The organism is Thioclava nitratireducens (assembly GCF_001940525.2).
In the GTDB taxonomy this organism is placed as follows: Bacteria; Pseudomonadota; Alphaproteobacteria; order Rhodobacterales; family Rhodobacteraceae; genus Thioclava; species Thioclava nitratireducens.
Genome location: NZ_CP019437.1, coordinates 1862482 through 1888592, shown reverse-complemented (window position 1 = coordinate 1888592; position 26111 = coordinate 1862482). Strand labels below are relative to the sequence as shown.

Here is a 26111-nt window from a genome sequence, read left to right as displayed (position 1 = left end):
CTTGGGGGCGGGAGTACCGCCCCCGTTGCCAGAGATTTAGCTGTCCTGCGTACCCAATTCCACCCCGGCCTTTTGAAGCGCGTCGAAGAGGATCGCGTCACGCCCGTAGACGTCGCGGCGATACTCGACATGGCCGGTCGCGGTCGGCCAGGCGGTGAAGTAGGTCAGGTGCACGGGAACGTGCTTTTCCAGCGGCACCACAGTTTCGCGCCCCGAATTGAGGATGCGCTTGAACTCCGCCTCGGGATTGTCGCTTTGCGCGCTCAGAAGGGTATACGCCAGATCGAAGGGGTCGCCGACGCGCACGCAGCCGTGGCTGAACGCCCGCGTCTCCTTCTGGAAGAGCGATTTCGACGGCGTGTCGTGCAGGTAGATATTCCAGCGGTTCGGGAACAGGAATTTCACCAGCCCGAGCGCGTTGCGGCTCGATGGCGGCTCTTTCATCGCGAAGGGGAAGTTGCTCGCATTATAAGCCACGAAATTCACCGCCGAGCGTGGCACGACCCGGCCTTGGCTGTCGATCAACTGAAGCTGGCTCGCCGCGTTCGGATTGCGCTGCATCTTCGGCAGATATTCCTTGGTCACGATCGAGCGCGGCACATGCCATGCCGGGTTGATGACCATCCGCTCCATTTCGTCGGAGAACTCCGGCGTGCGGCGATCCGAGCTATTCTGCCCGACCACGGTGACCGAGCGGAAAATGGTCTTGCCATGATCGACCACGCGAACCGAAAAATCGGTGATGTTGACCCAGACGTAGCGTTGCGAGAAATCGATGCCGTTCATCCAGCGCAGACGTTCCATCGCGACGAGGATGGATCTCATCCGCGCCTCCGGGCTCTTGTTCAACTCGCCCAGCGTGCTCGGCCCGGCGATGCCGTCGGTCGCGAGCCCCTGATCGGCCTGGTAGGCCTGCACCGCCTTCTGCATATCGGCGTCGTAACTCGCGCTGGCGGTGCGGCCCAGATACCCCATCTTCTGCAGCCGGTTCCGAAGCGCGATCACGTCCGGCCCGCTGTCGCCGGGCTCGAGCTTGGAGCCGGGCACCGTCGGCCCCCAGCCACCCGCTTCTATCTGATGCTCCAGATCGAGACGCGCTTTCACGAGCTGCGCATATTGCGGCATCTGCGGAGCGAGTTCGCGCAGGAACAGCGCGGGGTTCGTCGAGGCCGCGAAGGCAGTGATCCGGGCCTCGGGATCGGCGCGCTTGGGTTCGCGCTTGATATCGGAAATCACGCTGTGCGGATCGAGCACGCCATGCGACAGGTCATGCGCGTAATCGAGGAAGATCTGGCTCATCTTCACTTCGAGCAGACCGCGCTGGCGCTCGGACTGGACGGCGGCGAAGGCGACACGCAGACCCGCGGGATCGTAATGCGCGGTCGGCAGCCCCTGCAGGCTCGACAGGTCGAGCGCACGCATGAAGGCCGCGCGGCGATCGGCATCCCCGGCGGCGGTCCAGATCGGTCGGTAATCGCGCGCGGCGTAGAAGGCGGCGAGGGCGGGAGTCTTGGCGGCGGCTTCGGCGACAGCTTGGGTGAATCCCGAGAGTTCGACCCCTGCCAATGGCGACATGGCCCCTTGGGCGGCGATCTGGGCAGTGCCTTGCGCCTGGGCGCCGGCGGCGAGCGTAGCCAGCGCGAAGGCCAGCCCTATCTTACGGAAATTGCGCGTCATGGCGTCTTAACCCCTGCCCGGACCCTTCGTTCCAGATGTTCCAAACTTACCCGCAACTGTCCAGCGAAGCGTTGCCTGCGCGCAACGAATTGAGCCGAGGCCCGAGGAAAGATGCAGGCGCGCAACAGCGCCTTTCCTCCACCCGGGGCCGCGGCCTCGCGCCGCTCCCACATGGCTGTGAGGAGATTTTTACTACCGGCAGGCGAATTTTTGCCGACCCGCCTCGTTATGGCAAAGATGCATCAGTTCCGTTCTTTATCGATTAATCGGTCTATGCCATAAGAAGTGAGAAGTTTGGGTCTACCATCCCTCAACCGCCCGAAACAGGGCGGGTAAATCGAGAGACAGGCGAACACAGGAACTTGCTATGACGACGATTTCCCGGCGCGGCCTTCTGGGCGCATTTGCTGCGACCATGGTGACGGCAGCCCCCACCATGAGTAACGCTTTCGGTCTACTCAAGGGCGCTGGGGATATCCGACGGATCAAGATGTATAACGGTCGTACCGGCGAGACGCTCGACACCGTTTACTGGATCGAAGGCGAGTATATCCCGGACGCGCTGAAGGAAATCACCTACTTCGCCCGCGACTGGCGCACCAACCAGCTGAAAAACATCGACGCGCGCACCGTGGACATCGCGGCGGCCGCACACAACCTGATGGAATCGAACGAACCTTACATGCTGCTCTCGGGCTATCGCTCGCCCAAGACCAACGCGATGCTGCGCGCCCGCTCGAAAGGCGTCGCGAAGAACTCGCTGCACATGAAGGGGCTGGCGATGGACCTGCGGCTGAAGTCGCGCTCGGTCAGCCAGATGTACAAGGCAGCGACCGCCTGCCATGCCGGCGGCGTGGGCAAGTACTCGCGCTCGAACTTCGTGCATATGGATTGCGGTCCGGTGCGGCACTGGGGCTCCTGAGCCCCGCCTGCACCGTCTAGGCCACCCTGAACGCCGCTTATTCGAGCGGCGTTTTTCTTTGCGTTCTCGCGCCCGAACCTGCGCTCACAAAAACTGGATCGCGCGTGAGAAATCGTAGAGGAACGTGCGCCCCCGTCTCCGGATTGTCCCTGAGCTGCGATTTCGCAGCCCGAAGGCACCTGCAATCCGAGGAGTTTCCCGATGCGCTATCCCGCCCGCCTCGTCATCCCCTATTTCGCCGCGATCGCGCTTGGCAGCACCATGGCCTATGCCGCCTCGGACGATCCCGGAACCGGCTCCGGTCAGACCGAATGGATCAACCCGGTCGTGAAGGATTACGGCAAGATGCATCCCGTGCCCGATGGCGCGCTGACCCCTGACCCGAAAAAGGACTGGAAGATCGTCTTCGACGTCGGCGGCGACAAGACGATGGAAGACGGCGTGAACGCGGCGCTCTGGCATGTCGCGCGCGCGGTCAACGTCTACGGCAATGCGGGCGTCGACAAGGCGCATCGCAAGTTCGCGGTGGTGCTGCACGGCGCGGCGACCAAGCTCGCCCTCTCGCCGGAAGCGTATAAGAAGAAATTCGGTAACGATGATCCAGACACGAAGCTCAAGAAGGAGCTCGCGGAGGCAGGCGTCACGCTCTACGTCTGCGGGCAGGCGCTGGCCGATCACGGCTTCAGCGAGGATCAGGTCGGGCCGAATGTGGATGTGGCGCTCTCCGCGCTGGCGGCGGTTCCGGTGCTCGAGAGCCAAGGCTACCAGCTTTTCCCGATGTAACCGCGCAGCAAAGGCGGACATGAAAAAACGCGGGCAGTTTTCGCTGCCCGCGTTTCTTTTTGTCTTGGCGGCGCGGGACCGAAGGCCCCGGCCCCTCGGCTCACATGCTGCCGGCGCCCATACCCATCCGGCTTGCCAGATCGGCCAGCACCCAGACGGTGCCCGCGGCCATAAGGATGATGAGCAGGAAGGTGAACAGCACCAGATACAGGTCCGGCCGCGCCTCTTTCGAGAAATCGAGGTGCATGAAGGCCCAGAACTGGATCACCAGCTGCGCGATGCCGAGCAGCCCCACGAGGGACCATGCGACACCGACCGAGAACATGCCGCCCGCGACGATCACGACGCCTGCGAGCGTCAGGACCACCGAGAGGGCGAAGCCCCAGACATAGCGCGCCATGTCGTGCTTGTACTCAGCCGAGTCCATGCCGACGTCGGAGTTGATATAGTCCATCACAGCACCCCCATCAGGTAGACTTTCGTGAACAGCGCGATCCAGACGATGTCCAGCATGTGCCAGAACAGGCCCAGACGCACGAGGCGCGACTTGATCAGGTCGTTCATCCCGAAGGTCTTCATCTGAACCATCAGCAGGATGCCCCAGATGATACCCGAGGTGACGTGCAGACCGTGCAGACCCACCAGCGAGTAATAGGCGGTCAGGAAGCCCGACACTTGCGGCGTGTTGCCCTCGGTCCAGAACTCGTGGAATTCGTAGAGTTCGATCCCGAGGAAGATCGCGCCGAGCGCCAGCGTCAGGACGAGCCAGCCCACGGTGCGCTTCATCGACGCGCCGTATTTCATCCCCAGCGTGCAGATGCCGAAGGTGAAGGTCGAGATCAGCAGCGCCATCGTCTCGATCGTGGGCAGGCCGAGGCTGAACAGCTCATGCGGGCTCGGCCCGTTCGCGATGCCGTGCCATTCGGCATCGGCGTAGTTGGCGATCATCAGCGAGAAGGCGATGAGATCCGACATCAGGAAGATCCAGAAGCCGAAGATCACCGTGCCCGTCTTGTCGTGATGGCCGTGATCGTGGGAGGCAGCGTGCGCTGCCCCCGTGTTGCTCATAGTTGCACTCATACCTGCGTCTCCATGATCAGGCCGCGGTTCTTGGTGGTGAACTCATCGTCGAGCCGGATTTGCGGCGTGGTTTCGACGAGGCGCTTATGGGCTTCATAGCCCTCACGCAGTTCTTCCGCAGTGATGGTTTCTTCCCAATCGGTGTCGTAGGAGCGGATCAGCACCAGCACCCACATGGCCACGAAGCCCACCGCCGCGATCAGCCACATCTGGAAGATCATGGCGAACGCGAAGAGCGTCGCGACGAGGCCCACGAGGAAGGGCATACCGGTCGGCTTCGGCAGATGGATGTCGACGAACTCGGTCGGATCCATGATCCGCTTGCCCGCTTCCTTCGCATCGACCCACGGCTCGCGCGAGGTCATCGCGGGAATGGTGGTGAAGTCGTATTCCGGCACCGGGCAGCCCAGCGACCATTCGATACCACGACCGTCCCACGGATCGCCCGCCGGCACCATCAGGCTCTCACGGTTCTTGACCGAGACCCAGATCTGGATGACCTGCGCGATCAGACCCGCCAGCACGCAGAGCGCGCCGAGCATCGCGATCACCAGCCACGGGAAGTAAGCCGGCTCGGTGAAGAAGGCCATGCGGCGCGGCGCGCCCATCAGGCCGATCGCGTAGAGCGGCATGAAGGCCCCGTAGAAGCCGATCATCCACAGCCAGAAGCTGCGACGGCCCCATTTCTCGTCCAGGCGGAAGCCGAAGCAGAGCGGGAACCAGAAGTTCACGGCCGCGAACATACCGAACAGCAGGCCCGGGATGAGCATGTTGTGGAAGTGCGCCACCAGGAACAGCGAGTTGTGGGTTGCGAAGTCGATCGTCGGGTTGGCGAGCATGACGCCCGTGATCCCGCCGATCACGAAGGTGAAGATGAAGCCGGTGGAGAACAGCATCGCGGTCGAGAACCGCAGCTTGCCGCGCCACATCGTCAGCATCCAGTTGAAGACCTTCACGCCCGTCGGCACGCCGATCGTCATCGTGGCGATCCCGAAGATCGCGTTCAGGTTGGCCGTCTGGCCCATGGTGAAGAAGTGGTGCACCCAGACGGTGAAGGACAGCACTGCGATAGCAATGGTGGCCCAGACGAGCGAGGTGTAGCCGTAGATCTTCTTGCCCGAGAAGGTCGGGATGACTTCCGAGAACACGCCGAAGGCCGGCAGGATCAGAATGTAGACTTCCGGGTGACCGAACAGCCAGAACATATTGGCGAAGTTCATCATGTTCCCGCCTTGGGTGGCGGTGAAGAAGTGGAAGCCCGCCTGACGGTCAAGCGCCAGCATCAGCGAGGCCACCGTCAGCGGCATCATCGCGAAGATCATCAGGATCGCGGTGCACAGCGTCGCCCAGGCGAAGATCGACATGTCGAACAGTTTCATGCCGGGGGCACGCTGCTTGTAGATCGTCACGAGGAAGTTGATGCCGGAAAGCGTCGAGCCCACCGATGTCAGGCCCAGCGACCAGATCCAGTAATCCACGCCCTCGTTCGGCGACAGCTTGATGCCCGTGTAGGGCGGATAAGCGGTCCAACCGCCGGTCTCGAAGTGACCGACGACGAGCGAGGCCATCACGAGCGCAGCACCGCCGATCGACAGCCAGAGCGAAACCGCGTTCATGAAGGGGAACTCCATGTCGCGCGCACCGATCTGGAGCGGCATGACGACGTTGATGACGCCGGTCAGGAAGGGCATCGCCACGAAGAAGATCATGATCGTGCCGTGGGTCGAGAACAGCTCTGCATGGTGTTCGACCGACAGGAAGCCCGGTGCGGGCGAGACCTGCTGGGCGCGCATCACGACCGCCTCGAGCACGCCGCGGATCAGCATGATCAGGGCAAGAACGATGTAGATGACGCCGATCTTCTTGTGATCGAGCGTAGTGATCCAATTGGACCAAAGCGGTTTCCACCAGCCTTTGACGGTCAGCAGAACCATGACCGCGAGCGCGCCGAGCACGACGACGCCGCCGGCGCCGGCCGCGATCCCGGTGGACAGAGACGGCTCCGTAAAGAAGGGAACGATGAAGATATCGTTCCAGTCGAGACTACCAAGAATACTCATTGCGCGTCCCCTTGAGGTTGAATTTGCGAGACATGCAGCTCGTCGCGGATCGCGTCATCGATCTGTTTCTGCTCGGGCGCGTTGTCGGGAAGGATGGCGGCGCCACCATCGGTCAGCATGTCGGGGTTCATAGCCACCTTGTCCCAGAAACCGGTCTCCGGCGGCTCGAAGAGTTCAGGCCCCGACCAGGTCGCGGTTTTCTTGAACTGCTTCTCGAGCTGGGCGAAGGGGTGCTTGGGCTCTTGCAGGAAGGCGTTGAACTGATCCTGGCTCACCACGTCCACTTCGAACTTGTTGAGCGGGAAAGCCGCGCCGTTGAACTGGCTGTTGAAGCCATAGGTCTGCGACGGGTTCTCCGAGGTGGTCAGGTTCATCTTCGTCTTCATGCCGGGCATCGCATAGATCTGGCCCGCGAGACGCGGAATCCAGAAGCTCTGCATCGCGCCGGTCGCGGTCAGGTCGAACTCGACCGGGGTGTTCTCGGGAAGAACCAGCCGGTTCACGGCGGCGACCTTGCCGGGATAGATGAACATCCATTTCCACTCGGAACCGATGACCTTCACATGCATCGGGTCCTTACCCGTCGGCTTGTAGGGGTCTTCGCCCTGCACGTGGCCCCAGGTGAGCCAGCCGACGATGAGGAAGGTGAGCGTGGCACCGCCCCAGATCACGACTTCCGCCCCAACCGAGTGTGCCCAGTTCGGGTCGTACTTGCCCTTGCCGCCATGGCGGCGATAGCGCATCGCGATCCACGGCGTACCGATCAGGATCGGCAACGTGATGGGCAGCATCCAGAGAAAGAAGCTGATCAAGTGCGCGCGTTCTCCGGCCGCGACCGGCCCGAGCGGGGTCATCACCCCGTTCTCCGCGCAACCTGACAGCCATGCAGCCGCGACGGTCAAGAGGACCGGGGCAGCGAGGCGGCTGGGCCGCTTGTAGATTTTTCAAACAACACGGAAATACCTTTCCTATTCCCTCTTCTTGGCGCGGGGGCATAGGGGTCTCTCGGGGGAGGCCGCGAGGGCTCCCATCCCGCGCGTTGCCTTCCACTCTAGGGCAGCGCCCTTGAGGTCAATCGGTCTTGACAAATTGTCGCAGGAACAGACGCAAACATATGAAATATATGCACAATTTCCATCACAGTCCTGCGACACACGAAAAAATTCCCAATAAATAAAGGGGGTTGGGCTTGAACGCGCGCATCGAAACACAGGGGCAAACGGGCCAATCTCTCGCGCTTGTGATACGGCGGTGAGCGATCCGTGAGCAAAATGAGCAACTTAGCCGATCACGCGCGCTTGAGGTCACGCCGGATGTGAGGGGCGTCGCCGGGTGCGGGACTCGCTTTGGAGGCCGGATCTGGCTCTCCTCGGCGCTGTGTCGGACCGGCGCCAAACAAGGTCGCAGCGCGTCGTTTGGGCGACAGGGAAGAGCTTAGAGAGCGGCCGCCCGACGCAGCGCCGGAAGCGAGGAAATCCGTACGCGCCCGCCGGAGATGCGGAAGAGCCCCTGATCGCGCAGACGGCGGATCGTCTTGTTGGTATGCACCAGCGAGAGCCCGAGGGAATCTGCCACGACCTGCTGGGCGAAGGGGAACGGGGCGCTGTCCTTCTCGATCAGACCGACCGCCTCGGCGCGCTCCCATGCGTGCATCACGAACCAGGCGATGCCCTCGTTGGCGTTGCGCTGCCCGACGGAGGCCAGCCAGCCCGAAAGCCGCGTCAGTTCGCGCGTCATCAGCCAAAGAAGCGCAGTGTCGCGATCTGGGCCGTTGATCGCGGGTTGGCGCAGATCGGCCGGATCGAAGCTCGACAGTATTACCGGCGTGAGCGCCTCGTAGTAACTCGCCCCGGGGCCGTGCAGCACGCTCGTGAGGCCGCAGAGATCGCCGGGATAAACCAGCGCCTCGACCTGCCGACGCCCGTCTTCGATCAGAGTATAGCGCATGGCGATGCCGCGCTCGATCCGCGCGATCAGCGGCGTGGACTCGGGCAGAAGCGCCGCGCCCACGGGCACCGCGCGTTGCGAATGGGAAACGTCCGCCAGATTGGCGAAGTCAGATTTTCGAGACAGGTCTTCCAAGCTTGCTCGGTTCCGTTTTGTTAACTTATTCGAGGAAAGCCAGCATCTGCCGCGAAACCGATGAACGCGCTACGTCATAGGACATCGCTGCAGATCTTTTCCGGTATTCCTCTGCGTCACCCTGCGAAAAATCGCTTTTCGCCTATGTGAAAAGCTTCGAGAATCGGTGTGCGGCTGCGGTCGGGCTGGGGAATTACGCCACTACAAATAGTAGCGTGGCTTCCCGGATCCGAGCTCGACGACTCCTATGTCGGCGAGCTTTTCCAGATCTGGCAGTTGGAGAATCCCCTGCGCCCACTGAACCAACCCTTCGCTGCGCAGGCGGGCGAGGGTCTTGTTGGTGTGAACCAGTGACAGCCCAAGCGCATCCGCAAGATCCTGCTGGCGGACGGGGAACGGCATCTTGCCATCGCGCACCAGCCCGGTCTGCATGCCGCGCTCGTAGAGCGTCACGAAGGCCCATGCGAGTGCCTCGCGCGCCGAGCGCTGGCCAACCGTCACCAGCGCATCGCCGAGGAAATGCTCCTCGCGCGCGACCTGCCATGTCAGCATCATCGCGCGCTGCGGCATTTTCGAGAACAGTTCCCAGACCTGTCTGCGGTCGAATACGCTGAGCTTCACCGGCGTCAGCGCCTCGGTCGTATGCGAGGCCACGCCCATCATGATCGCGTCGAGACCGATCAGATCGCCGGGAAAGAGGAAATTGAGCACCTGCCGCCGTCCGTCTTCCAGCATCCGGTAGCGCATCGCCTGACCCTCGAGCAGAGTGAAAAAGCGCTGCGGCTCGTTCCCTTCCATCACCACGGCCTGGCCCGAGGGCATCCGCAGCTCGCCCGCCCGGGCAGCTTCAGTGATCGCTTCTTCACCCGGATCCGGCGCCATGAAGGCGGGATTATCGACGAAGGGGCAATTTCTACAGTTACTTGTCATGCCTTGGCTCACTTTTGCGTCATAAGGCAACGCGGATGGCCTTGGCGGGTTCCTTTCGATCTTCGGGAGGAAGCGAGTGTTTCCCGTTATTTGCCTCACGTTTCCGCCGACAGGCGATCACGATGCTTTGTAGAGCCGAAAACAAGCGGCTAGACGAATTGCGAAGGTATGTCATAGTTAAATGACCCCGAAGATTATGACGTGCATTAAGGTTCACGAGGCCTCTCAGCGCACCGTCGACCGGGACTGACGCCTAAATTTCAGATGCGACGCCGGATCAACTACGATCCCTTCCCCCTTCGAACGCAGTTATCTGCAAGGACAGGATGCTGATGCCCCGGAATATCCAGCACGAACGAAGCGAGAATAGCGCAAGCGATGCCCGCCGCGCGGCTAGGCGGTCCTCGTGACTCTTTGTGCGCCACCTCGGATCGACGGCACCGCGCTGGTTCTCGAAGACGCAATGATCGTGGCATATGACGCAGCCGCGATGCTAAGCGAATTCGGTGCGCGCGACGTGGTCATCTTCGGCACCGTCGATGAAGCGTTGCAGCACATCGCTGGCGGCAACGATATCTCGATGGCGCTGCTCGACATCAATCTCGGCGACGAAACCTCGCTGGAAGCTGCCAAGGCGCTGCGCGAACGCGCGGTGCCAATCCTCTATTCGACCGGCTATGATGAAAAATCCGTGATGATGGATGGTTTCCCTGAAGGCAAAATACTGATCAAACCCTTCACCGACGACGATTTCGCCCAAGCCCTGATTTCGATGGGGTTTGTCGAAGCCTGATCTCAACGCTCCCGGCGCCGCAAACTCTACGCCATGCGCCCAGCGACATCAGTCATGCGTCCAGCGCATACCGGCCAAACATGGACATCCCGCGCAACCTCGCGTTCCTCGTCAGCGGAACACGAGGTCGCACGGCGATGCGAGGCAGAGAGGAGCCCCGCTCCGCGCCATCGCGACCGAACCATCGCGAAGGAGGCGCTTGCTCATGAACCACACGATCCGCAAAGCCCATGCCGGGCTCGCCGCCAAGGTGATGTCCGCCGAAGACGCCGCCGCCCTGATCGACAATGGCGCGACGATCGGCATGTCGGGCTTCACCGGCTCGGGCTATCCCAAGGCGGTGCCGATGGCGCTCGCTTCCCGGATCGAGGCCGAGCACGCGGCGGGCCGCCCGTTCAAGGTGAAGATTTGGTCGGGCGCTTCGACGGGTCCCGAGCTGGACGGCGCTCTGGCCAAGGCCGACGGGATCGAATTCCGCCTGCCCTACAATTCCGACCCGATCGCGCGCGAGCGGATCAATGCGGGTCAGATGAAATATTTCGACATGCACCTGAGCCAGGTCGCCCCGATGGCGTGGATGGGGTTCATGGGCAAGCTCGACACGGCGGTGATCGAGATTTCCGGCTTCACCGAGGATGGCAAGCTGATCCCGTCGAGCTCGGTCGGCAATAACAAGACGTGGCTCGACTGTGCTGACAAGATCATCCTCGAAGTGAACCGCTGGCAGTCACCGATGCTGGAGGGGATGCATGACATCTATTACGGCACCGCCCTGCCCCCGAACCGCGTGCCGATCCCGCTGGTGAAGCCTGACGACCGCATCGGCCAGACCTATTTCGAGGTCGATCCCGAGAAAGTCGTGGCCGTGGTCGAGACCGACGCGCCCGACCGCAACGCGCCCTTCAGCCCGCCCGATGCGGTGGCCGAGGCGATTGCGGGCCATATCCTCGACTTTCTCGGCAACGAGGTGAAACAGGGCCGCCTGCCACGCGGGCTGCTGCCGCTGCAATCCGGCGTGGGCAACGTGCCGAACGCGGTGATGGCCGGGCTGATCGAGGCCCCCTTCGACCAGATGACCGCCTTCACCGAGGTCATTCAGGACGGGATGCTCGACATGATCGAGGCCGGCAAGCTGCGCATGGCCTCGGCCACCGCCTTTTCGCTCTCGCCCGAGAAGGCGCAGTATTTCAACGACAACGCCGCCTATTTCCGCGACAAGCTGATCCTGCGTCCGCAGGAAATCTCGAACCATCCAGAGCTGGTGCGCCGATTGGGCTGCATCGCGATGAACGGGCTGATCGAAGCGGATATCTACGGCAACGTGAACTCGACCCATGTGATGGGCTCGAAGATCCAGAACGGCATCGGCGGTTCGGGCGATTTCGCGCGCAACGGCTATGTCTCGATCTTCATGACTCCGTCGGTCGCCAAAGGTGGTAAGATTTCGGCGATCGTGCCGATGGCCGCCCATGTCGATCACATCGCGCAGGATGTGCAGGTGATCGTGACCGAACAGGGTCTGGCCGATCTGCGCGGGCTGTCTCCGAAGCAGCGTGCCGAGACGATCATCGAGACCTGCGCCCATCCCGCTTACCGCCCGATGCTGCGGGACTATTTCGAGCGCGCCAAGAAGGGCAGCTTCGCCAATCATGCCCCGAACCTGCTGGACGAGGCGCTGAGCTGGCACCAGCGCTTCGTGGAAACGGGGACGATGGAAGAGTGAGGCAATGAGTGGCGGGCCTGAGCCTCGGGTGAGCGCTTCGATCGGCGGGTGGCTTGGCGGTTTATCTCGCAAGCCCGAAGTTCGGTGGTGCCCGCGCTGACATCGCCAATGCGCCCTCCCGGGGGGAGGGTCGGGCGCGGCCCGGGGCTGGTCGCCCCGCGCCGGAGCAAAATGCTCCCGCTTCGCGATTGCGCCCGAACTGGGCGACCAAAGAAGAAAAAGGGGCGCCCGACCGGACGCCCCTTCCCTATCTCAAATCCCGAAAGCTCAGACCTTGAGCGACGGGATGATCTGCTTCTTGCGGCTCATAACGCCGGGCAGCACCACAGTATCGCCCTCGACCGTGGCGTCGAAGCTCTTCTCGGCCACGCCCTTCACCAGATCGTTCGGCACCAGCAGCGTCGCCTCTTCCTTCAGGATGTCGATCACGAACAGGAGCACCTGATCGACGCCGTCTTCCTTCGCGACCTCTTCCATCGAGGTCATCAGCGAGGCCTTCCGGTCCAGCACCATCTTCGGCGCGGTGGTCTCCAGCACGGAAACGCGGAAGGTCGTGCCGTCGACCGGGTATTCCTTGGAATCCATCCGCAGCAGTTCTGCATCGGTGAAGGCGGAGACGTCCGATTTCGCTTCGAACATCTTCTCGGCCAGCTCGTGCATGTCGATGCCCAGATCGCTCGCCAGCGCGTCGCAGACGGCGCGGTCGTGATCGGTCGTGGTGGGCGAGCGGAATTCCAGCGTATCCGACAGGATGCAGCTGAGCATCGCGCCCTTGATGCCGCGCGGCGCTTTCGCCACGTCGTCGCCCATCAGATCGTAGAGGATAGTCGCGGTGCAGGCGAGCGGGCGCATCGTGATGTCGATCGGTCCCTTGGTCTCGATCCCGCCGGTCAGCTTGTGGTGATCGATGATCTGGATGACGTTGGCAGCGTTGATACCGCTCGGCAGCTCGGCGGGGTTGTTGGTGTCGACGACGACCACGTCCTCGCCTTCTTCCACGTCAGAGATGATCTCGGGCTTGTCGAGGCCCCAATGCTCGATGACGAAAGCCGCCTCGGTATTGGGCTCGCCCAGCAGGCAGGGCTTGGCCGGGGTGCCTTTGACTTCGTTGAGATACCACGCCCAGGCAATGGGCGAGCCGGTCGAGTCGGTGTCGGGGGCCTTGTGGCCGAAAACCTTAATCGTCATGGGGAGATCCTCTCGGATAATCAACTGTCGGCGCAGGTTATAGGCGCTGTGTCTGGGCTTGTCACCTAGGGGTCTGGCGATGCGGAAAGAGCCGCAAGCGAGCAACCGGACAGGCGCGGACCGGGGCGGGTCGCCCCGGGGCAAACTGCATTTCGACGTCTCAGCTATCGAGCCGCTCGATGCTCCAGCCGTCCTTCTCGAGCAACCGCAACAACCCCTCTTTACCCGAAAGGTGCAGCGCGCCCACCGCGACCACGACCGGCCCCTGCTTCGCCGCGGCTTCGATCTTGGGCAGCCAGTTGCGGTTGCGGGCGACCATCAGCAGATCCTCGGAGAGCTTCATCTGGCGCTCGACCTCATCGGCATTCATGCCTGCCGTGACGGCCTGTTCGCGCGCCAGTTCCCAGATCAGGCGCGGTTCGCCCCGGAAATAGAGATCGCCCATCGTCACGCCCATATCGTCAGCCAAGGGCGCGCCGATCACTGCCGCGCGGAGCATTTCCAGCGCCTCGGTCTCGGTGATGCCGTTGAACAGCTTGAAGACAGTGTCCCACGGCTCCAGCGCCTCGACCGGCACGCCGTCGGCCTCGGCCTGCGTCATTACCTGCAGGTCCAGACCGCCCTCTCCCTTGGCGAGCTCGGCCGTGGCACAGGGCGGCAGCGACAGCGTCATCGCGACGAAAGCGGGCCGCATCTTCGCGGCGAGGAAAGCGGGCATCCCATGGGCCGCGAGCGCCGCCTTGGTCATGTTCCAGTCCTGCTCGGACATCATCTGTGGCAGGGTCTTGCCGGTCGAGAACATCAGCGTCGGGTCGGTCTGGATCGCGTGCTCCAACCGCGCCTGCTCGTCCGGGCCCGCCTCCACCAGCAGCCGCGACGCTTTCTCGAGCGCCTTCGAGAGCGCCCCGACCAGCTTGTCATGACGCGGATCGGGCAGATGGTAGGTGCCGGCCAGCGTGATCTTTTCCGTGCCCTTGGTTGCAGAAAACAGCAATCCGCGAGAGAAGGGCGCGGAATCGGCGGCGGCGGTCAGCGCCTCCTGCTCGGCCTTGGGCAGCGCGTCAAAGATATTCGTGCCGCGGCACTCCGCCCATGCGGGCAGTGCGAGGCAGAGAGAAAGCGCGGGGGCCAGCAAAGGCCGAAGGAGCTTGGCGAATTTCATGAGGGCGAGAGTGCCACGCGATATGCGTTCCGCATAGAGGCGAAATCGCCGCGCCCCGATCGTTCGAATTGACGCAAAAAATTCGCTTTTCGGTTATTGACAGCCGCCCGCCTCAATGACTAACTCCGCCATCGTTAGCACTCACCAATGACGAGTGCTAAAAGTTTTCGAACCTGGAACCTTTAGGGAGTGACCCAGATGGCATTCAAACCGCTTCATGACCGTGTGCTGGTCAAGCGCGTGGAGAGCGAAGAAAAAACCAAGGGTGGCCTGATCATCCCCGACAGCGCGAAAGAAAAGCCCGCAGAGGGTGAAGTCGTCGCAGTGGGTGACGGCGCGCGCAAGGAATCGGGCGAGCTGATCGCACCGGGCGTCAAAGCTGGCGACCGCGTTCTCTTCGGCAAGTGGTCGGGCACGGAAGTGACCCTCGACGGCGAAGAGCTGCTCATCATGAAAGAAAGCGACATCATGGGCATCATCTCGTAAGGCGCCCTGCTCTTACCGAGATGCCCTGATATCCCAAGAACAACTCAGTCAAGGAGCCAACAAACATGGCAGCCAAGGACGTGAAATTCTCCACCGACGCCCGCGATCGTATGCTCGACGGCGTCAACATCCTCGCCGACGCGGTGAAGGTCACGCTGGGCCCGAAAGGCCGCAACGTCGTGATCGAAAAGTCGTTCGGCTCGCCGCGCATCACCAAAGACGGTGTGTCGGTCGCCAAAGAGATCGAACTTTCGGACAAGTTCGAGAACATGGGCGCGCAAATGGTGAAAGAAGTCGCCTCGCGCACCAATGACGAGGCTGGCGACGGCACCACCACCGCCACCGTGCTCGCTCAGGCGATCGTCAAGGACGGCCTGAAAGCCGTGGCCGCTGGCATGAACCCGATGGACCTCAAGCGCGGCATCGATCTCGCGACCTCGAAAGTCGTCGACGCGATCAAGAGCGCTGCTCGCCCGGTCAAGGACTCGGACGAAGTCGCTCAGGTCGGCACCATCTCGGCGAACGGCGAAGAAGCCATCGGCAAGATGATCGCCAACGCGATGCAGAAAGTCGGCAATGACGGCGTCATCACCGTGGAAGAAGCCCGCGGCATGGAGACCGAAGTCGAAGTCGTCGAAGGCATGCAGTTCGACCGTGGCTACCTGTCGCCTTACTTCGTGACCAACCCCGACAAGATGGTCGCGGAACTCGAAGACTGCTACATCCTGCTCCACGAGAAGAAGCTCTCGTCGCTGCAGCCGATGGTCCCGCTGCTCGAGCAGGTCATCCAGTCGCAAAAGCCGCTCCTCATCATCGCTGAAGACGTCGAAGGCGAAGCGCTCGCGACCCTCGTGGTCAACAAGCTGCGCGGCGGCCTGAAGATTGCAGCCGTGAAAGCACCGGGCTTCGGCGACCGCCGCAAGGCCATGCTGCAGGACATCGCGATCCTGACCGGCGGCCAGGTGATCTCGGAAGACCTCGGCATGAAGCTCGAGAACGTCGGCATGGACATGCTGGGCACCGCCAAGAAGGTGAGCATCACCAAGGACGACACCACCATCGTCGAAGGCGCTGGTGACAAGGCCGAGATCGAAGCGCGCGTCAGCCAGATCCGCACCCAGATCGAGGAAACCACCTCGGACTACGACCGCGAGAAGCTGCAAGAGCGCGTCGCGAAACTGGCCGGTGGCGTGGCTGTCATCCGCGTCGGCGGCATGACCGAAGTCGAAGTGAAAGAGCGCAAGGACCGTGTGGACGACGCTCTGAACGCGACCCGTGCGGCCGTTCAGGAAGGCATCGTTGTCGGCGGTGGCGTCAGCCTCGTTCAGGGCGCGAAAGTGCTCGCCGGTCTCTCCGGTGCGAACTCCGACCAGGAAGCCGGTATCGCGATCGTCAAGCGCGCCCTCGAAGCGCCGCTGCGTCAGATCGCAGAAAACGCCGGTGTGGACGGTGCTGTCGTGGCCGGCAAGGTCCGCGAGAGCGACGACCTGAACTTCGGCTTCAACGCGCAGACCGAAGAGTACGGCAACATGTTCGAGTTCGGCGTGATCGACCCGGCGAAAGTGACCCGCACCGCGCTCGAAGACGCGGCCTCGGTTGCTGGCCTGCTGATCACCACCGAAGCGATGATCGCCGAGAAGCCGGAGCCGAAAGGCGCTGGCGGTGCCCCCGACATGGGCGGCATGGGCGGCATGGGCGGCATGATGTAATCAGCCGTTCCCGCTTCAGGGATCTAATGGGAAGGGGCGCTCCGGAAGGGGCGCCCCTTTTCACATGCGTAAATCGCAGATTTTTATGCCCGTATTGAGCTATGTCACGTGGCCGTGAACGATTGGTGTTACACTTCCCCATCGTCAATTTCGCTGGAAGGCCCCGGTTATGTCGCGCAATTTCCTCGTCAAATCCCTCGCCTGCCTCGCTGTCGCTCTGGCCGCCTCGGTCGCGGCGGCCGAGGAAACTCAAGACTGGCGCTTCGGCGGCGACGCCTATCTCGCGGGCCGCACCGTGAGTGCCACGGGTGAGAACATCCACGATCTTTTCGCCGCTGGTCAGCACGTCACTATGGGTAGCCCGATCACGGGCGCGGCGCATCTCGCGGGCCAGAATATCGTGATCGGCGCACGGGTGGGCGGCGACCTTTATGCGGCGGGTCAGGATATCGACCTCGCGGCCCCGGTCGCGGGTGCGGCGACGCTCGCGGGTCAGGCGCTTACCGTCAAGGGGACGATCTCGGGCAACCTGCGCGCGATGGGGCAGCAGGTTCGGCTCGAGGCTCCTGTCGCGGGCAGCGCGGTCATCGGCGCCGACGAGGCGCTGATCGACGCCGAAATTTCGGGCGATCTCGTGCTGGGAACAAAGACCGTCACCTGGGGCGATGGCGCGACGGTCACAGGCAAGGTTCAGGTCTATACCGACACGCCCGGTGAGGTGACCGTCCCCTCCAGCGTCGCCCCGGCCGAACGGGTGAGCATTCATCAGGCGAAGGAATTCGAAGAGGCGAAGGCACGCCCTGCGCCGGCACGCAATTACCTGATCGAGACCCGCGACTGGCTGGGCGGCGTGCTCGTGGTCGGGATCGTGGCCACGCTTCTCGCGGTCTTCGCGCCGGGCTTGATGGACCGCATGCGCCGGCGCAGCCTCGCCCATCCCTTGCGCGCGGGCCTTGCGGGGTTCGTCGGGCTCTCGGCGCTCGTGGGGTCGATCTTGCTGCTTGCGATGACCGTGATCGGGCTGGTGCTGGTGCCGTTCTCGCTGCTCGGAGTGCTGGTGCTGGGCTTCGGCGGCTATATCGTGGGGATCTGGGTCATCGGCGCGTGGTTGCATGATCTGATCGGGCGCGGCCAGCCGGTCACCCCGGGCGAATGCGCCCTCGCGGCGTTCGGTGGCGCGGTGATCGGCGCGCTGATCTGGATCATTCCGTGGGTCGGTTGGCTCGGCGTGATGGCGATCTTCCTGTTCGGCGCGGGCGCGATCGTGCTTCGGGTGACCGGGATCGGTGCGCGGGAGGCCATGGTCTGACAGACCGCTCCCGCCTCTGGCCATCCCCGGTTTCGCACGCTATCGCTGCGCGAATGACAGGGGGAGGAACCATGACCGATCTGGTGATTTTCGACTGCGACGGGGTGCTGATCGATTCCGAGATCATTTCGGCGCAGATGCTGATCGACGAGCTGGCCACGCTGCAGGTGAATATCGACCTCGATTACGTCGCGCGCCATTTCCTCGGCCGGTCCTATCCCACGGTGATGAAGCAGATCCGCTCCGAGTTCGGGCTTGATCTTCCGGAGGAGTTCGAGGCGCAGTATCGCGCGCGTCTGCTCGACGCGTTCGAACGGGACCTGCGAGTGACTCAGGGCGTGGCCGATGTGCTGGAGGCACTCGACGTGCCATGGTGCGTGGCCACGTCGTCGAGCCTGCCGCGCGCCGAACGCTCGCTCGAAATCGCAGGCCTGCGCGACCGGGTGGGCGATCGGCTGTTCACCGCGAGCGAGGTCGCCCATGGAAAGCCCGCACCCGACCTGTTCCTGCACGCGGCGGAGAAGATGGGCGCGGCCCCTGCCCGCACGCTGGTGATCGAGGACAGCCTCAACGGCATTCGTGCAGGGCTTGCGGCGGGGATGGAAGTCTGGCGTTTCACCGGCGGCAGCCATCTGGCCGGGCGCGACCTGACGCCTCCCGAGGATGCCCGTCCGCATCGCGAATTTGCGCATTTCACCGAGTTCTTCCAGAATGGACTCATCAGGGAGAAAGAGTCGTGAGCCGTATGAATGAGGCCGAAACTTCGCGCGATGACGAGGCGGCACGGGCCGGATGGCTCTATTACGTCGGCGGCATGACGCAGGACCAGATCGCCGCCGAGCTCGGCGTGTCGCGTCAGCGCGCGCAGCGGCTGGTGAGCCGCGCGGTTTCAGAAGGACTGGTGCGGGTGCGGATCGAGCACAAGATCGGCGCCTGTTTGGAACTGGAAGCGGCGCTGATGCGTCGCTTCGGGCTGCAGACGGTGCGCGTCGCGCCGTCGCTGGGTGAACGCGGCGACCCGGCCACGGCCACCGCCGCTTTCGCCGCCACGCTTCTCGAACGGATCCTCGCACGGTCCGAGCCGCAGGTGATCGCCTTCGGGACGGGCCGCTCGCTCTCTGCGATGGTGAACGAGGTGATGCAGCGCCCCGCGACCGAGCACAAGATCGTCTCGCTGATCGGCAACATCGCCCCGGACGGTTCTGCCTCGTTCTATGACGTCATCATGCGGATGGCCGACAAGCTGCGCCTGCCGCATTATCCGATGCTGGTTCCGGTGATCTCGGAAACGGTGGAGGAACGTGCGATGTTCGACCGACTCAAGCCGGTGCAGGCCGTGAAGCGGCTCGCGGCGGAGGCGGATGCGACCTTCGTCGGCGTCGGCCAGCTGGGCGAGGACGCGCCGGTGCACAAGGACGGCTTCGTCACCCTCGCCGAACTCGAGGAGCTGCGCGCGGCTGGCGGCGTGGGCGAGCTCGTGGGCTCGTTCTACGATGCGCAGGGCAACTACATCACCACTCCCACCACGACGCGTTTCGGCTCGTTCCGGATCGAGCCCAAGCGCGACGCCCCGGTGATCGGCATCGCCGCTGGCAGCTCGAAACTGGTCGCGATTCGTGCCGCTCTGGCAGGCGGGCTTCTCAACGGGCTCGTGACCGACGAGCCGACGGCTCAGGCCCTGTTGGAAGACTGACGCCGAAACAAGGCGTTAGAGACGGCGTTCATAATAAATCAAGACATCGCAGTAATTCTTGATTGACAGCTTGGGTTCTGTTTGTGAATATTTTCTCACAGTTTGGGCATATGCTCAGACCGCAAGGGAGGAAATCTATGACTTATACGATCCGGGCGCTCATGGGCGCCTGTGCTCTCGGCGCGCTTGCGACTGCTGCGGCAGCCGAGACCACCATCACCGTCGCAACCGTGAACAACGGCGACATGGTCCGCATGCAGGGCCTGATGGACGACTTCTATGCCGAGCATCCCGACATCAAGGTGGAATGGGTCACGCTGGAAGAGAACGTCCTGCGCCAGAAGGTCACCACCGACATCGCCACTAAGGGCGGCCAGTTCGACGTGCTGACCATCGGCACCTACGAGGTTCCGATCTGGGGCAAGCAGGGCTGGCTCGTGCCGCTCGACGGCATGCCCGACAGCTATGACGTGAACGACCTGCTGCCGCAGATCCGCAAAGGCCTCACCGTGGATGGCAAGCTCTATGCAGCGCCCTTCTACGGCGAAAGCTCCTTCGTGATGTATCGCAAGGACCTGATGGAAAAGGCCGGGATGGAAATGCCCGAGAAGCCGACCTGGTCCGACATCGAAAAAGCCGCTGCCGCGATGACCGACAAGGACAATGAAGTCTACGGCATCTGTCTGCGCGGCAAGGCCGGTTGGGGCGAGAACGCCGCCTTCCTGACCACGATGGACAACTCGATGGGCGGACGTTGGTTCGACGAGAACTGGCAGCCGCAATTCAACACGGCCCCGTGGAAAGAGACCATGTCGCGTTACCTCGACATGATGAACAAATACGGCCCGCCCGGCGCGTCGGCCAACGGCTTCAACGAGAACCTCGCACTGTTCCAGCAGGGCAAATGCGGCATGTGGATCGACGCCACGGTGGCTGCGTCCTTCGTGACCAACCCCAAGGACTCGACCGTGGCCGACAAGGTCGGCTTCGCGCTCGCGCCGAACAAGGAAGGCGTCGACAAGCGCGCGAACTGGCTCTGGGCCTGGTCGCTGGCGATCCCGGCGGGCACCCAGAAGGAAGACGCCGCGAAGACCTTCATCGAATGGGCGACCTCGAAGCACTATACCGAGCTCGTGGCCGAGAAAGAGGGCTGGGCGAACGTGCCCCCGGGCACCCGCACCTCGCTCTACGAGAACCCGAAATATCTCGAAGCGGCCCCCTTCGCGAAGCTGACGCTGGACTCGATCAACGCGGCTGACCCGACCAATCCGACGGTTGACCCGGTTCCCTATACCGGCGTCCAGTTCGTCGCGATCCCCGAGTTCCAGGCGATCGGCACCGCCGTCGGCCAGCAGTTCTCGGCTGCGCTCGCAGGGCAAATCTCCGGCGATCAGGCACTGCAAAACGCACAGAGCCTGACCGAGCGCGAGATGAAGAAGGCCGGTTACATCAAGTAACCAGGCCCCTCCCCGGCCGGGGCGGTCATTTTGGGTCTGACCGCCCCGTGCCTCTTTTTTCAACTTCCGATAACCGGAGCCGGACCGATGTCCACGCAAGCCTCGCGCTCTGCCGCGCGTCTCATGATTTCGCCATCCGTCATCCTGCTGTTCATGTGGATGGCCGTGCCGCTGGGCATGACGATCTGGTTCTCGTTCCAGCGCTACAACCTGCTGATGCCCGGTCAGGGCGGCTTCGTGGGCTGGGACAATTACTATTACTTCCTCACCGATCCCGCCTTCTTCACTGCGCTCAAGAACACTTTGGTGCTGGTGGGGGGCGTGCTGCTGATCACCGTGATCGGGGGCATCCTGCTGGCGCTGCTCCTCGATCAGCCGATCTTCGGCCAGGGCATCGTACGGGTTCTCGTGATCGCGCCCTTCTTCGTCATGCCGACCGTGTCCGCACTGGTCTGGAAGAACATGCTCTACAATCCGGTGAACGGCATTTTCGCCTATATCGCCAAGGCGATAGGGCTACAGCCATATGACTTTCTCGCCCATGCGCCGATGCTTTCGATCACCATAATCGTGGCATGGCAGTGGCTGCCCTTCGCGACGCTGATCCTGCTGACCGCGCTGCAATCGCTGGATTCCGAGCAGTTGGAGGCCGCCGAGATGGACGGCGCGGGCGCCCTGTCGCGGTTCTTCTACATCATGCTGCCACACCTCGCGCGGGCCGCGACCGTGGTGATCCTCATCCAGACGATCTTCCTGCTCTCGACCTTCGCGGAAATCCTTGTGACCACGAATGGCGGGCCGGGCAACGCGTCCACCACGCTGACCTACCTCGTCTATGTCCAGTCGCTGCTGCAATTCGACGTGGGCGGAGGCGCCGCGGGCGGTGTGATCGCCGTGATCCTCGCAAATATCGTCGCGATCTTCCTGATGCGGATGATCGGCAAGAACCTGGAGGCGTAATCCAATGGCGCGCAAAATCTCCAACCGCCGCCGCACGATCATGTCCGTGATCGCATGGGCGCTGGCCTTCGTGATCTTCTTCCCGATCCTCTGGACGATCATCCTGTCGTTCAAGACCGAGGGCGACGCGATCAAGGCGCCGTGGGACGTGCTGACCTCGGCCTGGACCGTCGATAGCTACCATCTCGTTCAGGAGCGCTCGAACTACTTCCGCCACTTCATGAATTCGGTGGTGATCTCGTTCGGCTCCACCCTGCTGGCGCTCATCGTCGCGATCCCCTCGGCCTGGGCCATGGCCTTCGTGCCGGGCAAGCGCACCAAGGACGTGCTGATGTGGATGCTGTCCACCAAGATGATGCCCGCCGTGGGCGTGCTCGTCCCGATCTACCTGATGTTCCGCGACTGGGGCCTGCTGGATACCCGGACCGGTCTGGTCATCGTGCTGTGCCTGATGAACCTGCCGATCGTGATCTGGATGCTCTTCACCTATTTCAAGGAAATTCCGAAGGACATCCTCGAGGCCGCCCGCATGGATGGCGCGACCTTGAGCGGCGAGATCCTCTACGTGCTGACCCCGATGGCCGTGCCCGGCATCGCCTCGACGCTTCTGCTCAACGTGATCCTCGCCTGGAACGAAGCCTTCTGGACGCTGAACCTGACGGCGGCGAATGCCGCCCCCCTCACCGCTTTCATTGCCGCCTATTCCAGCCCCGAAGGGCTGTTCTACGCGAAACTCTCTGCCGCCTCGACGCTGGCTATCGCACCGATCCTGATCCTCGGCTGGTTCAGCCAGAAACAGCTGGTGCGTGGCCTGACCTTCGGCGCCGTGAAATAAGGAGCTAAACCCATGGGACAGATTACCCTCAAGGGCGTCCGCAAGGCCTTCGGCGATGTCGAGGTCATCCCGCCGCTCGATCTGGAAATCAACGAAGGCGAGTTCGTCGTCTTCGTCGGCCCCTCGGGCTGCGGCAAATCCACCCTTCTGCGCCTGATCGCGGGTCTGGAAGACGTCTCGGGCGGCGAAATCGAGATCAACGGTCAACCTTCGAGCGACCTGCCCCCCGCCAAGCGCGGTCTGGCGATGGTGTTCCAGAGCTACGCGCTCTACCCGCATATGTCGGTGCGCAAGAACATCGCCTTCCCGCTGAAGATGGCAAAGCTGGACGCGGCGGCGGCCAAGGAGAAGGTCGACAATGCCGCGCGCATCCTCAACCTGACCGACTATCTCGACCGTCGCCCCGGCCAGCTTTCGGGCGGTCAGCGCCAGCGCGTCGCGATCGGTCGGGCCATCGTGCGCGAACCGGCGGCGTTCCTTTTCGACGAACCGCTGTCGAACCTCGATGCGGCGCTGCGGGTGAACATGCGGCTGGAGATCTCGGAACTGCACCAGAAGCTCAAGACCACGATGATCTACGTCACCCACGATCAGGTCGAGGCGATGACCATGGCCGACAAGATCGTCGTGCTGCAGGCCGGCCGGATCGAACAGGTTGGCTCGCCGCTGGAACTGTATCGCTCGCCGCGCAACAAGTTCGTCGCGGGCTTCATCGGCTCGCCGAAGATGAACTTCATCGAGGGCGACGAAGCTGCGAAATACGGCGCCGACAGCATCGGCATCCGCCCGGAGCATATCGAGGTCTCGACGACCGAAGGCGCGTGGGAGGGCACGGTCGGCGTGTCCGAGCACTTGGGCTCCGACACGTTCCTGCATGTCGAAACGAAGCATGGCGTGATCAACGTGCGCGGCGGCGGTGAGATCGGGCTGCATTCGGGCGACAAGGTCTACCTGACCCCCGACCTCAACCAACTCCACAAATTCGACGCGCAAGGACAGGCAATCTGATGCGACTGAATGGCAAACGCGCCCTGATCACCGGGGCAGCCCGTGGGATCGGCCGCGCTTTCGCGGAGAAATACATCGCGGAAGGCGCGGAGGTCGTGATCGGCGATATCGACATCGCGCGGGCCGAGGACACCGCGGCCGAGATCGGCGCGGTCGCGCTCAAGCTCGACGTGACCGACGCGGCGAGCATCGACGCCGCGATGGAGAAGATGCGCGCCTCGGGCGGGATCGACATCCTGATCAACAACGCCGCGATCTTCACCGCCGCGCCGCTCGTGGAAATCACCCGCGAGGATTACGCCCGCGTCTTCAAGATCAATGTCGAAGGCACGCTCTTCATGATGCAGGCGGCGGCGAAGGAGATGATCGCGCAGGCCCGTGGCGGCAAGATCATCAACATGGCGTCTCAGGCCGGACGTCGGGGCGAGGCATTGGTCGCGGTATATTGCGCCTCCAAGGCCGCCGTCATCAGCCTTACGCAATCCGCTGGGCTGAACCTGATCGAACATGGCATCAACGTGAACGCGATCGCGCCCGGCGTGGTCGATGGCGAGCATTGGGACGGCGTCGATGCCTTCTTCGCGAAATACGAGAACAAACCCCTGGGCCAGAAGAAAAAAGAGGTCGGCGAGTCCGTCCCCTATGGCCGCATGGGGACCGCCGCCGACCTGACCGGCATGGCCGTTTTCCTCGCCTCGGACGAGGCCGAATACATCGTCGCCCAGACCTACAATGTCGACGGCGGAAACTGGATGAGCTGACATGACACTTTCCAACGACACCCTCTCCGAGCTTCCCGCAGACGTGGCGCGCCCCGGTTACGACCGCGCGGCGCTCACCCCCGGCATCGTTCATATCGGCTGCGGCAATTTCCACCGGGCGCATCAGGCGGTCTATCTCGACGATCTGTTCAATTTGGGCGAAGGCCATGACTGGGCGCTCATGGGCGCGGGCGTTCGACCGGGCGATGCGAAGATGCGCGATGCGGTTCTAGCACAGGACGGGCTCTATAGCGTTATCGAGCTGGACCCGGCGGCGAAATCGGCCCGCGTGATAGGCTCGATGGTTGGTTTTGCCGAAGTAGCCTCCGGAAATGCGCCGCTGATCGCCGCCATGTCGCAGCCCAGCGTTCGGATCGTGTCGCTTACCGTGACCGAGGGCGGCTATTACATCGACCCGAAGACCGGCACGTTCAGCCCGACCCATCCCGACATTCAGGCCGATGCGGCCAATCCGGACCATCCCGAGACCGCGTTCGGCGCGATCATCGCCGCGCTGAAGGCGCGCCGAGCCTCGGGCGTGCCGCCCTTCACCGTGATGTGTTGCGATAACGTCCCCCATAACGGCCATGTCACACGTGACGCGGTTTGCGGACTGGCGGAACTGTCGGACCCGGAGCTAAGCGCATGGATCAAGACCAATGTCGCCTTTCCGAACTCGATGGTGGACCGGATCACCCCCGCCACCGGCCCGCGCGAACGTGCGCTTGCCCAAAGCTTCGGGATCGAAGACGCCGCCCCCGTCACCTGCGAGCCCTTCCGGCAATGGGTGATGGAGGACAATTTCCCTGCGGGCCGCCCCGCGCTGGAGAAAGTCGGCGTGACCTTCACCGATGCGGTCGACCGGTTCGAGACGATGAAGATCCGTATCCTCAATGGCGGGCACGCGATCATCGCCTATGCCGCAGGCCTGCGGGACATCGAATACGCGCATGAGGCGATGGCCGACGATCAAATCCGCGCCTATCTCGACAAGATCGAGACGACCGAGATCCTGCCCATCGTGCCGCCGGTGCCCGACACCGACCTGAACGATTACAAGCAGCTCATCTTGAGCCGCTTCTCGAACCCTGAAGTGGCCGACACGATCCGCCGCCTGTGCCATGACGGCTCGAACCGGCAACCGAAGTTCATCATCACCTCGATCAGCGATTGCCTCGCTCAGGGCCGGGATTGCACCGGGCTGATCCTCGAGAGCGCGCTCTGGTGCCGCTATTGCTACGGCACCAGCGAGACCGGCGCCGAGATCGCGCCGAACGATCCGAATTGGGATCGCCTCGTCGCGCAGTCGAAGCTGGCGAAGGAGCGTCCCGCCGCGTGGCTGGAGATGTCCGAGATCTACGGCGATCTGGCCGAGAATGCCGAGGTCGTGGCGAAATTCACCGCGCTTCTCAATGACGTCTGGGCGCGCGGGTCGCACTCGGTGATCGCGGATTATCTGACGGGCTGACGGCACGCTTGCACTTGCACAAGCT

The 26111-nt window shown here is 63.0% G+C and carries 24 protein-coding genes; 15 read left to right on the top strand and 9 right to left on the bottom strand.

What is annotated here, in order from left to right; all coding sequences use genetic code 11:
• Window positions 1-36: 36 nt before the first annotated feature.
• Window positions 37-1677 carry a L,D-transpeptidase family protein gene (locus BMG03_RS09055; protein WP_077701194.1) on the bottom strand — a complete coding sequence of 547 codons (1641 nt, stop codon included), beginning with the start codon at window positions 1675-1677 and terminating at the stop codon, window positions 37-39.
• Between the two features lie 367 nt (window positions 1678-2044).
• On the opposite strand from BMG03_RS09055, the gene mepK reads away from it, so the two are divergent.
• Both mepK and BMG03_RS09045 read left to right on the top strand, forming a co-directional pair.
• Entirely contained in the window at window positions 2045-2599 is a 555-nt protein-coding gene (mepK, locus tag BMG03_RS09050) for a peptidoglycan L,D-endopeptidase MepK (RefSeq protein WP_075774621.1), read from the top strand.
• A gap of 201 nt (window positions 2600-2800) precedes the next feature.
• Window positions 2801-3382, top strand: coding sequence for a DsrE family protein (locus tag BMG03_RS09045; protein WP_077701193.1), 582 nt, complete (start codon window positions 2801-2803; stop codon window positions 3380-3382).
• A 100-nt stretch (window positions 3383-3482) separates the two neighbouring features.
• Here BMG03_RS09045 and BMG03_RS09040 read toward each other — a convergent pair whose 3' ends face one another.
• From BMG03_RS09040 to BMG03_RS09015, 6 genes are all read right to left on the bottom strand, one after another.
• The gene (locus BMG03_RS09040; protein WP_077701192.1) at window positions 3483-3836 is read right to left on the bottom strand and encodes a cytochrome o ubiquinol oxidase subunit IV; all 354 of its coding nucleotides are present in this window, start codon (window positions 3834-3836) and stop codon (window positions 3483-3485) included.
• The gene (locus BMG03_RS09035; protein WP_199224666.1) at window positions 3836-4450 is read right to left on the bottom strand and encodes a cytochrome c oxidase subunit 3; all 615 of its coding nucleotides are present in this window, start codon (window positions 4448-4450) and stop codon (window positions 3836-3838) included. Before BMG03_RS09035 ends, BMG03_RS09040 begins: the two co-directional genes overlap by 1 nt.
• Window positions 4451-4458: 8 nt before the next feature.
• Window positions 4459-6522, bottom strand: a complete 2064-nt coding sequence (locus BMG03_RS09030; protein ID WP_075774619.1) for a cbb3-type cytochrome c oxidase subunit I — start codon at window positions 6520-6522, stop codon at window positions 4459-4461.
• Window positions 6519-7376: a cytochrome c oxidase subunit II gene (locus BMG03_RS09025; protein ID WP_075774618.1), complete on the bottom strand. Its 858-nt coding sequence runs from the start codon at window positions 7374-7376 to the stop codon at window positions 6519-6521. Before BMG03_RS09025 ends, BMG03_RS09030 begins: the two co-directional genes overlap by 4 nt.
• 580 nt (window positions 7377-7956) lie before the next feature.
• Window positions 7957-8604, bottom strand: a complete 648-nt coding sequence (locus tag BMG03_RS09020; protein ID WP_075774617.1) for a Crp/Fnr family transcriptional regulator — start codon at window positions 8602-8604, stop codon at window positions 7957-7959.
• Between the two features lie 201 nt (window positions 8605-8805).
• Complete coding sequence (locus tag BMG03_RS09015) at window positions 8806-9534, bottom strand: Crp/Fnr family transcriptional regulator (RefSeq protein WP_075774616.1); 729 nt, start codon at window positions 9532-9534, stop codon at window positions 8806-8808.
• Window positions 9535-9940: 406 nt separating this feature from the next.
• Between BMG03_RS09015 and BMG03_RS09010 the strand changes: the two genes are divergently transcribed.
• Both BMG03_RS09010 and BMG03_RS09005 read left to right on the top strand, forming a co-directional pair.
• Complete coding sequence (locus tag BMG03_RS09010; RefSeq protein ID WP_143597886.1) at window positions 9941-10327, top strand: response regulator; 387 nt, start codon at window positions 9941-9943, stop codon at window positions 10325-10327.
• 205 nt (window positions 10328-10532) lie between these two features.
• Complete coding sequence (locus tag BMG03_RS09005; RefSeq protein ID WP_075774614.1) at window positions 10533-12050, top strand: acetyl-CoA hydrolase/transferase family protein; 1518 nt, start codon at window positions 10533-10535, stop codon at window positions 12048-12050.
• A gap of 267 nt (window positions 12051-12317) precedes the next feature.
• On the opposite strand, the gene BMG03_RS09000 is transcribed toward BMG03_RS09005, so the two are convergent.
• Together BMG03_RS09000 and BMG03_RS08995 are read right to left on the bottom strand one after the other, a co-directional pair.
• Entirely contained in the window at window positions 12318-13238 is a 921-nt protein-coding gene (locus BMG03_RS09000; protein WP_075774613.1) for a manganese-dependent inorganic pyrophosphatase, read from the bottom strand.
• Window positions 13239-13398: 160 nt separating this feature from the next.
• Window positions 13399-14400 (bottom strand): TraB/GumN family protein, encoded by a 1002-nt coding sequence (locus BMG03_RS08995; RefSeq protein ID WP_077701191.1) that lies wholly within the window; start codon window positions 14398-14400, stop codon window positions 13399-13401.
• Between the two features lie 198 nt (window positions 14401-14598).
• On the opposite strand from BMG03_RS08995, the gene groES reads away from it, so the two are divergent.
• From groES to BMG03_RS08940, 11 genes are all read left to right on the top strand, one after another.
• Window positions 14599-14886 carry a co-chaperone GroES gene (groES, locus tag BMG03_RS08990; RefSeq protein ID WP_075774612.1) on the top strand — a complete coding sequence of 96 codons (288 nt, stop codon included), beginning with the start codon at window positions 14599-14601 and terminating at the stop codon, window positions 14884-14886.
• Between the two features lie 65 nt (window positions 14887-14951).
• A complete protein-coding gene (gene groL, locus BMG03_RS08985) occupies window positions 14952-16595 on the top strand; it encodes a chaperonin GroEL (protein WP_075774611.1) in 1644 nt (547 codons plus the stop codon).
• Window positions 16596-16764: 169 nt separating this feature from the next.
• The gene (locus tag BMG03_RS08980) at window positions 16765-17904 is read left to right on the top strand and encodes a DUF8173 domain-containing protein (RefSeq protein WP_075774610.1); all 1140 of its coding nucleotides are present in this window, start codon (window positions 16765-16767) and stop codon (window positions 17902-17904) included.
• Window positions 17905-17975: 71 nt separating this feature from the next.
• Complete coding sequence (locus BMG03_RS08975; RefSeq protein ID WP_075774609.1) at window positions 17976-18644, top strand: HAD family hydrolase; 669 nt, start codon at window positions 17976-17978, stop codon at window positions 18642-18644.
• A gap of 5 nt (window positions 18645-18649) precedes the next feature.
• Window positions 18650-19597, top strand: a complete 948-nt coding sequence (locus BMG03_RS08970) for a sugar-binding transcriptional regulator (RefSeq protein WP_077701190.1) — start codon at window positions 18650-18652, stop codon at window positions 19595-19597.
• A 137-nt stretch (window positions 19598-19734) separates the two neighbouring features.
• On the top strand, window positions 19735-21054 hold the full coding sequence (locus BMG03_RS08965) for an ABC transporter substrate-binding protein (RefSeq protein WP_075774607.1): 1320 nt from the start codon (window positions 19735-19737) through the stop codon (window positions 21052-21054).
• Between the two features lie 87 nt (window positions 21055-21141).
• A complete protein-coding gene (locus tag BMG03_RS08960; protein ID WP_075774606.1) occupies window positions 21142-22014 on the top strand; it encodes a carbohydrate ABC transporter permease in 873 nt (290 codons plus the stop codon).
• Between the two features lie 4 nt (window positions 22015-22018).
• Window positions 22019-22849, top strand: a complete 831-nt coding sequence (locus BMG03_RS08955) for a carbohydrate ABC transporter permease (RefSeq protein ID WP_075774605.1) — start codon at window positions 22019-22021, stop codon at window positions 22847-22849.
• 12 nt (window positions 22850-22861) lie between these two features.
• On the top strand, window positions 22862-23857 hold the full coding sequence (locus tag BMG03_RS08950) for an ABC transporter ATP-binding protein (protein ID WP_075774604.1): 996 nt from the start codon (window positions 22862-22864) through the stop codon (window positions 23855-23857).
• The gene (locus BMG03_RS08945; RefSeq protein WP_075774603.1) at window positions 23854-24618 is read left to right on the top strand and encodes an L-iditol 2-dehydrogenase; all 765 of its coding nucleotides are present in this window, start codon (window positions 23854-23856) and stop codon (window positions 24616-24618) included. The genes BMG03_RS08950 and BMG03_RS08945 overlap by 4 nt, the downstream gene beginning before the upstream one ends.
• A 1-nt stretch (window position 24619) precedes the next feature.
• On the top strand, window positions 24620-26086 hold the full coding sequence (locus BMG03_RS08940; RefSeq protein WP_075774602.1) for a mannitol dehydrogenase family protein: 1467 nt from the start codon (window positions 24620-24622) through the stop codon (window positions 26084-26086).
• Window positions 26087-26111 lie beyond the last annotated feature (25 nt).

Coding starts and splice junctions, on each gene's coding strand:
- BMG03_RS09055 (WP_077701194.1), bottom strand. CDS start 1,677: ATGACGCGCAATTTCCGTAAGATAGGGCTGGCCTTCGCGCTGGCTACG.
- mepK (WP_075774621.1), top strand. CDS start 2,045: ATGACGACGATTTCCCGGCGCGGCCTTCTGGGCGCATTTGCTGCGACC.
- BMG03_RS09045 (WP_077701193.1), top strand. CDS start 2,801: ATGCGCTATCCCGCCCGCCTCGTCATCCCCTATTTCGCCGCGATCGCG.
- BMG03_RS09040 (WP_077701192.1), bottom strand. CDS start 3,836: ATGGACTATATCAACTCCGACGTCGGCATGGACTCGGCTGAGTACAAG.
- BMG03_RS09035 (WP_199224666.1), bottom strand. CDS start 4,450: ATGAGCAACACGGGGGCAGCGCACGCTGCCTCCCACGATCACGGCCAT.
- BMG03_RS09030 (WP_075774619.1), bottom strand. CDS start 6,522: ATGAGTATTCTTGGTAGTCTCGACTGGAACGATATCTTCATCGTTCCC.
- BMG03_RS09025 (WP_075774618.1), bottom strand. CDS start 7,376: ATGACCCCGCTCGGGCCGGTCGCGGCCGGAGAACGCGCGCACTTGATC.
- BMG03_RS09015 (WP_075774616.1), bottom strand. CDS start 9,534: ATGACAAGTAACTGTAGAAATTGCCCCTTCGTCGATAATCCCGCCTTC.
- BMG03_RS09005 (WP_075774614.1), top strand. CDS start 10,533: ATGAACCACACGATCCGCAAAGCCCATGCCGGGCTCGCCGCCAAGGTG.
- BMG03_RS09000 (WP_075774613.1), bottom strand. CDS start 13,238: ATGACGATTAAGGTTTTCGGCCACAAGGCCCCCGACACCGACTCGACC.
- BMG03_RS08995 (WP_077701191.1), bottom strand. CDS start 14,400: ATGAAATTCGCCAAGCTCCTTCGGCCTTTGCTGGCCCCCGCGCTTTCT.
- groES (WP_075774612.1), top strand. CDS start 14,599: ATGGCATTCAAACCGCTTCATGACCGTGTGCTGGTCAAGCGCGTGGAG.
- groL (WP_075774611.1), top strand. CDS start 14,952: ATGGCAGCCAAGGACGTGAAATTCTCCACCGACGCCCGCGATCGTATG.
- BMG03_RS08980 (WP_075774610.1), top strand. CDS start 16,765: ATGTCGCGCAATTTCCTCGTCAAATCCCTCGCCTGCCTCGCTGTCGCT.
- BMG03_RS08975 (WP_075774609.1), top strand. CDS start 17,976: ATGACCGATCTGGTGATTTTCGACTGCGACGGGGTGCTGATCGATTCC.
- BMG03_RS08970 (WP_077701190.1), top strand. CDS start 18,650: ATGAATGAGGCCGAAACTTCGCGCGATGACGAGGCGGCACGGGCCGGA.
- BMG03_RS08965 (WP_075774607.1), top strand. CDS start 19,735: ATGACTTATACGATCCGGGCGCTCATGGGCGCCTGTGCTCTCGGCGCG.
- BMG03_RS08960 (WP_075774606.1), top strand. CDS start 21,142: ATGTCCACGCAAGCCTCGCGCTCTGCCGCGCGTCTCATGATTTCGCCA.
- BMG03_RS08955 (WP_075774605.1), top strand. CDS start 22,019: ATGGCGCGCAAAATCTCCAACCGCCGCCGCACGATCATGTCCGTGATC.
- BMG03_RS08950 (WP_075774604.1), top strand. CDS start 22,862: ATGGGACAGATTACCCTCAAGGGCGTCCGCAAGGCCTTCGGCGATGTC.
- BMG03_RS08940 (WP_075774602.1), top strand. CDS start 24,620: ATGACACTTTCCAACGACACCCTCTCCGAGCTTCCCGCAGACGTGGCG.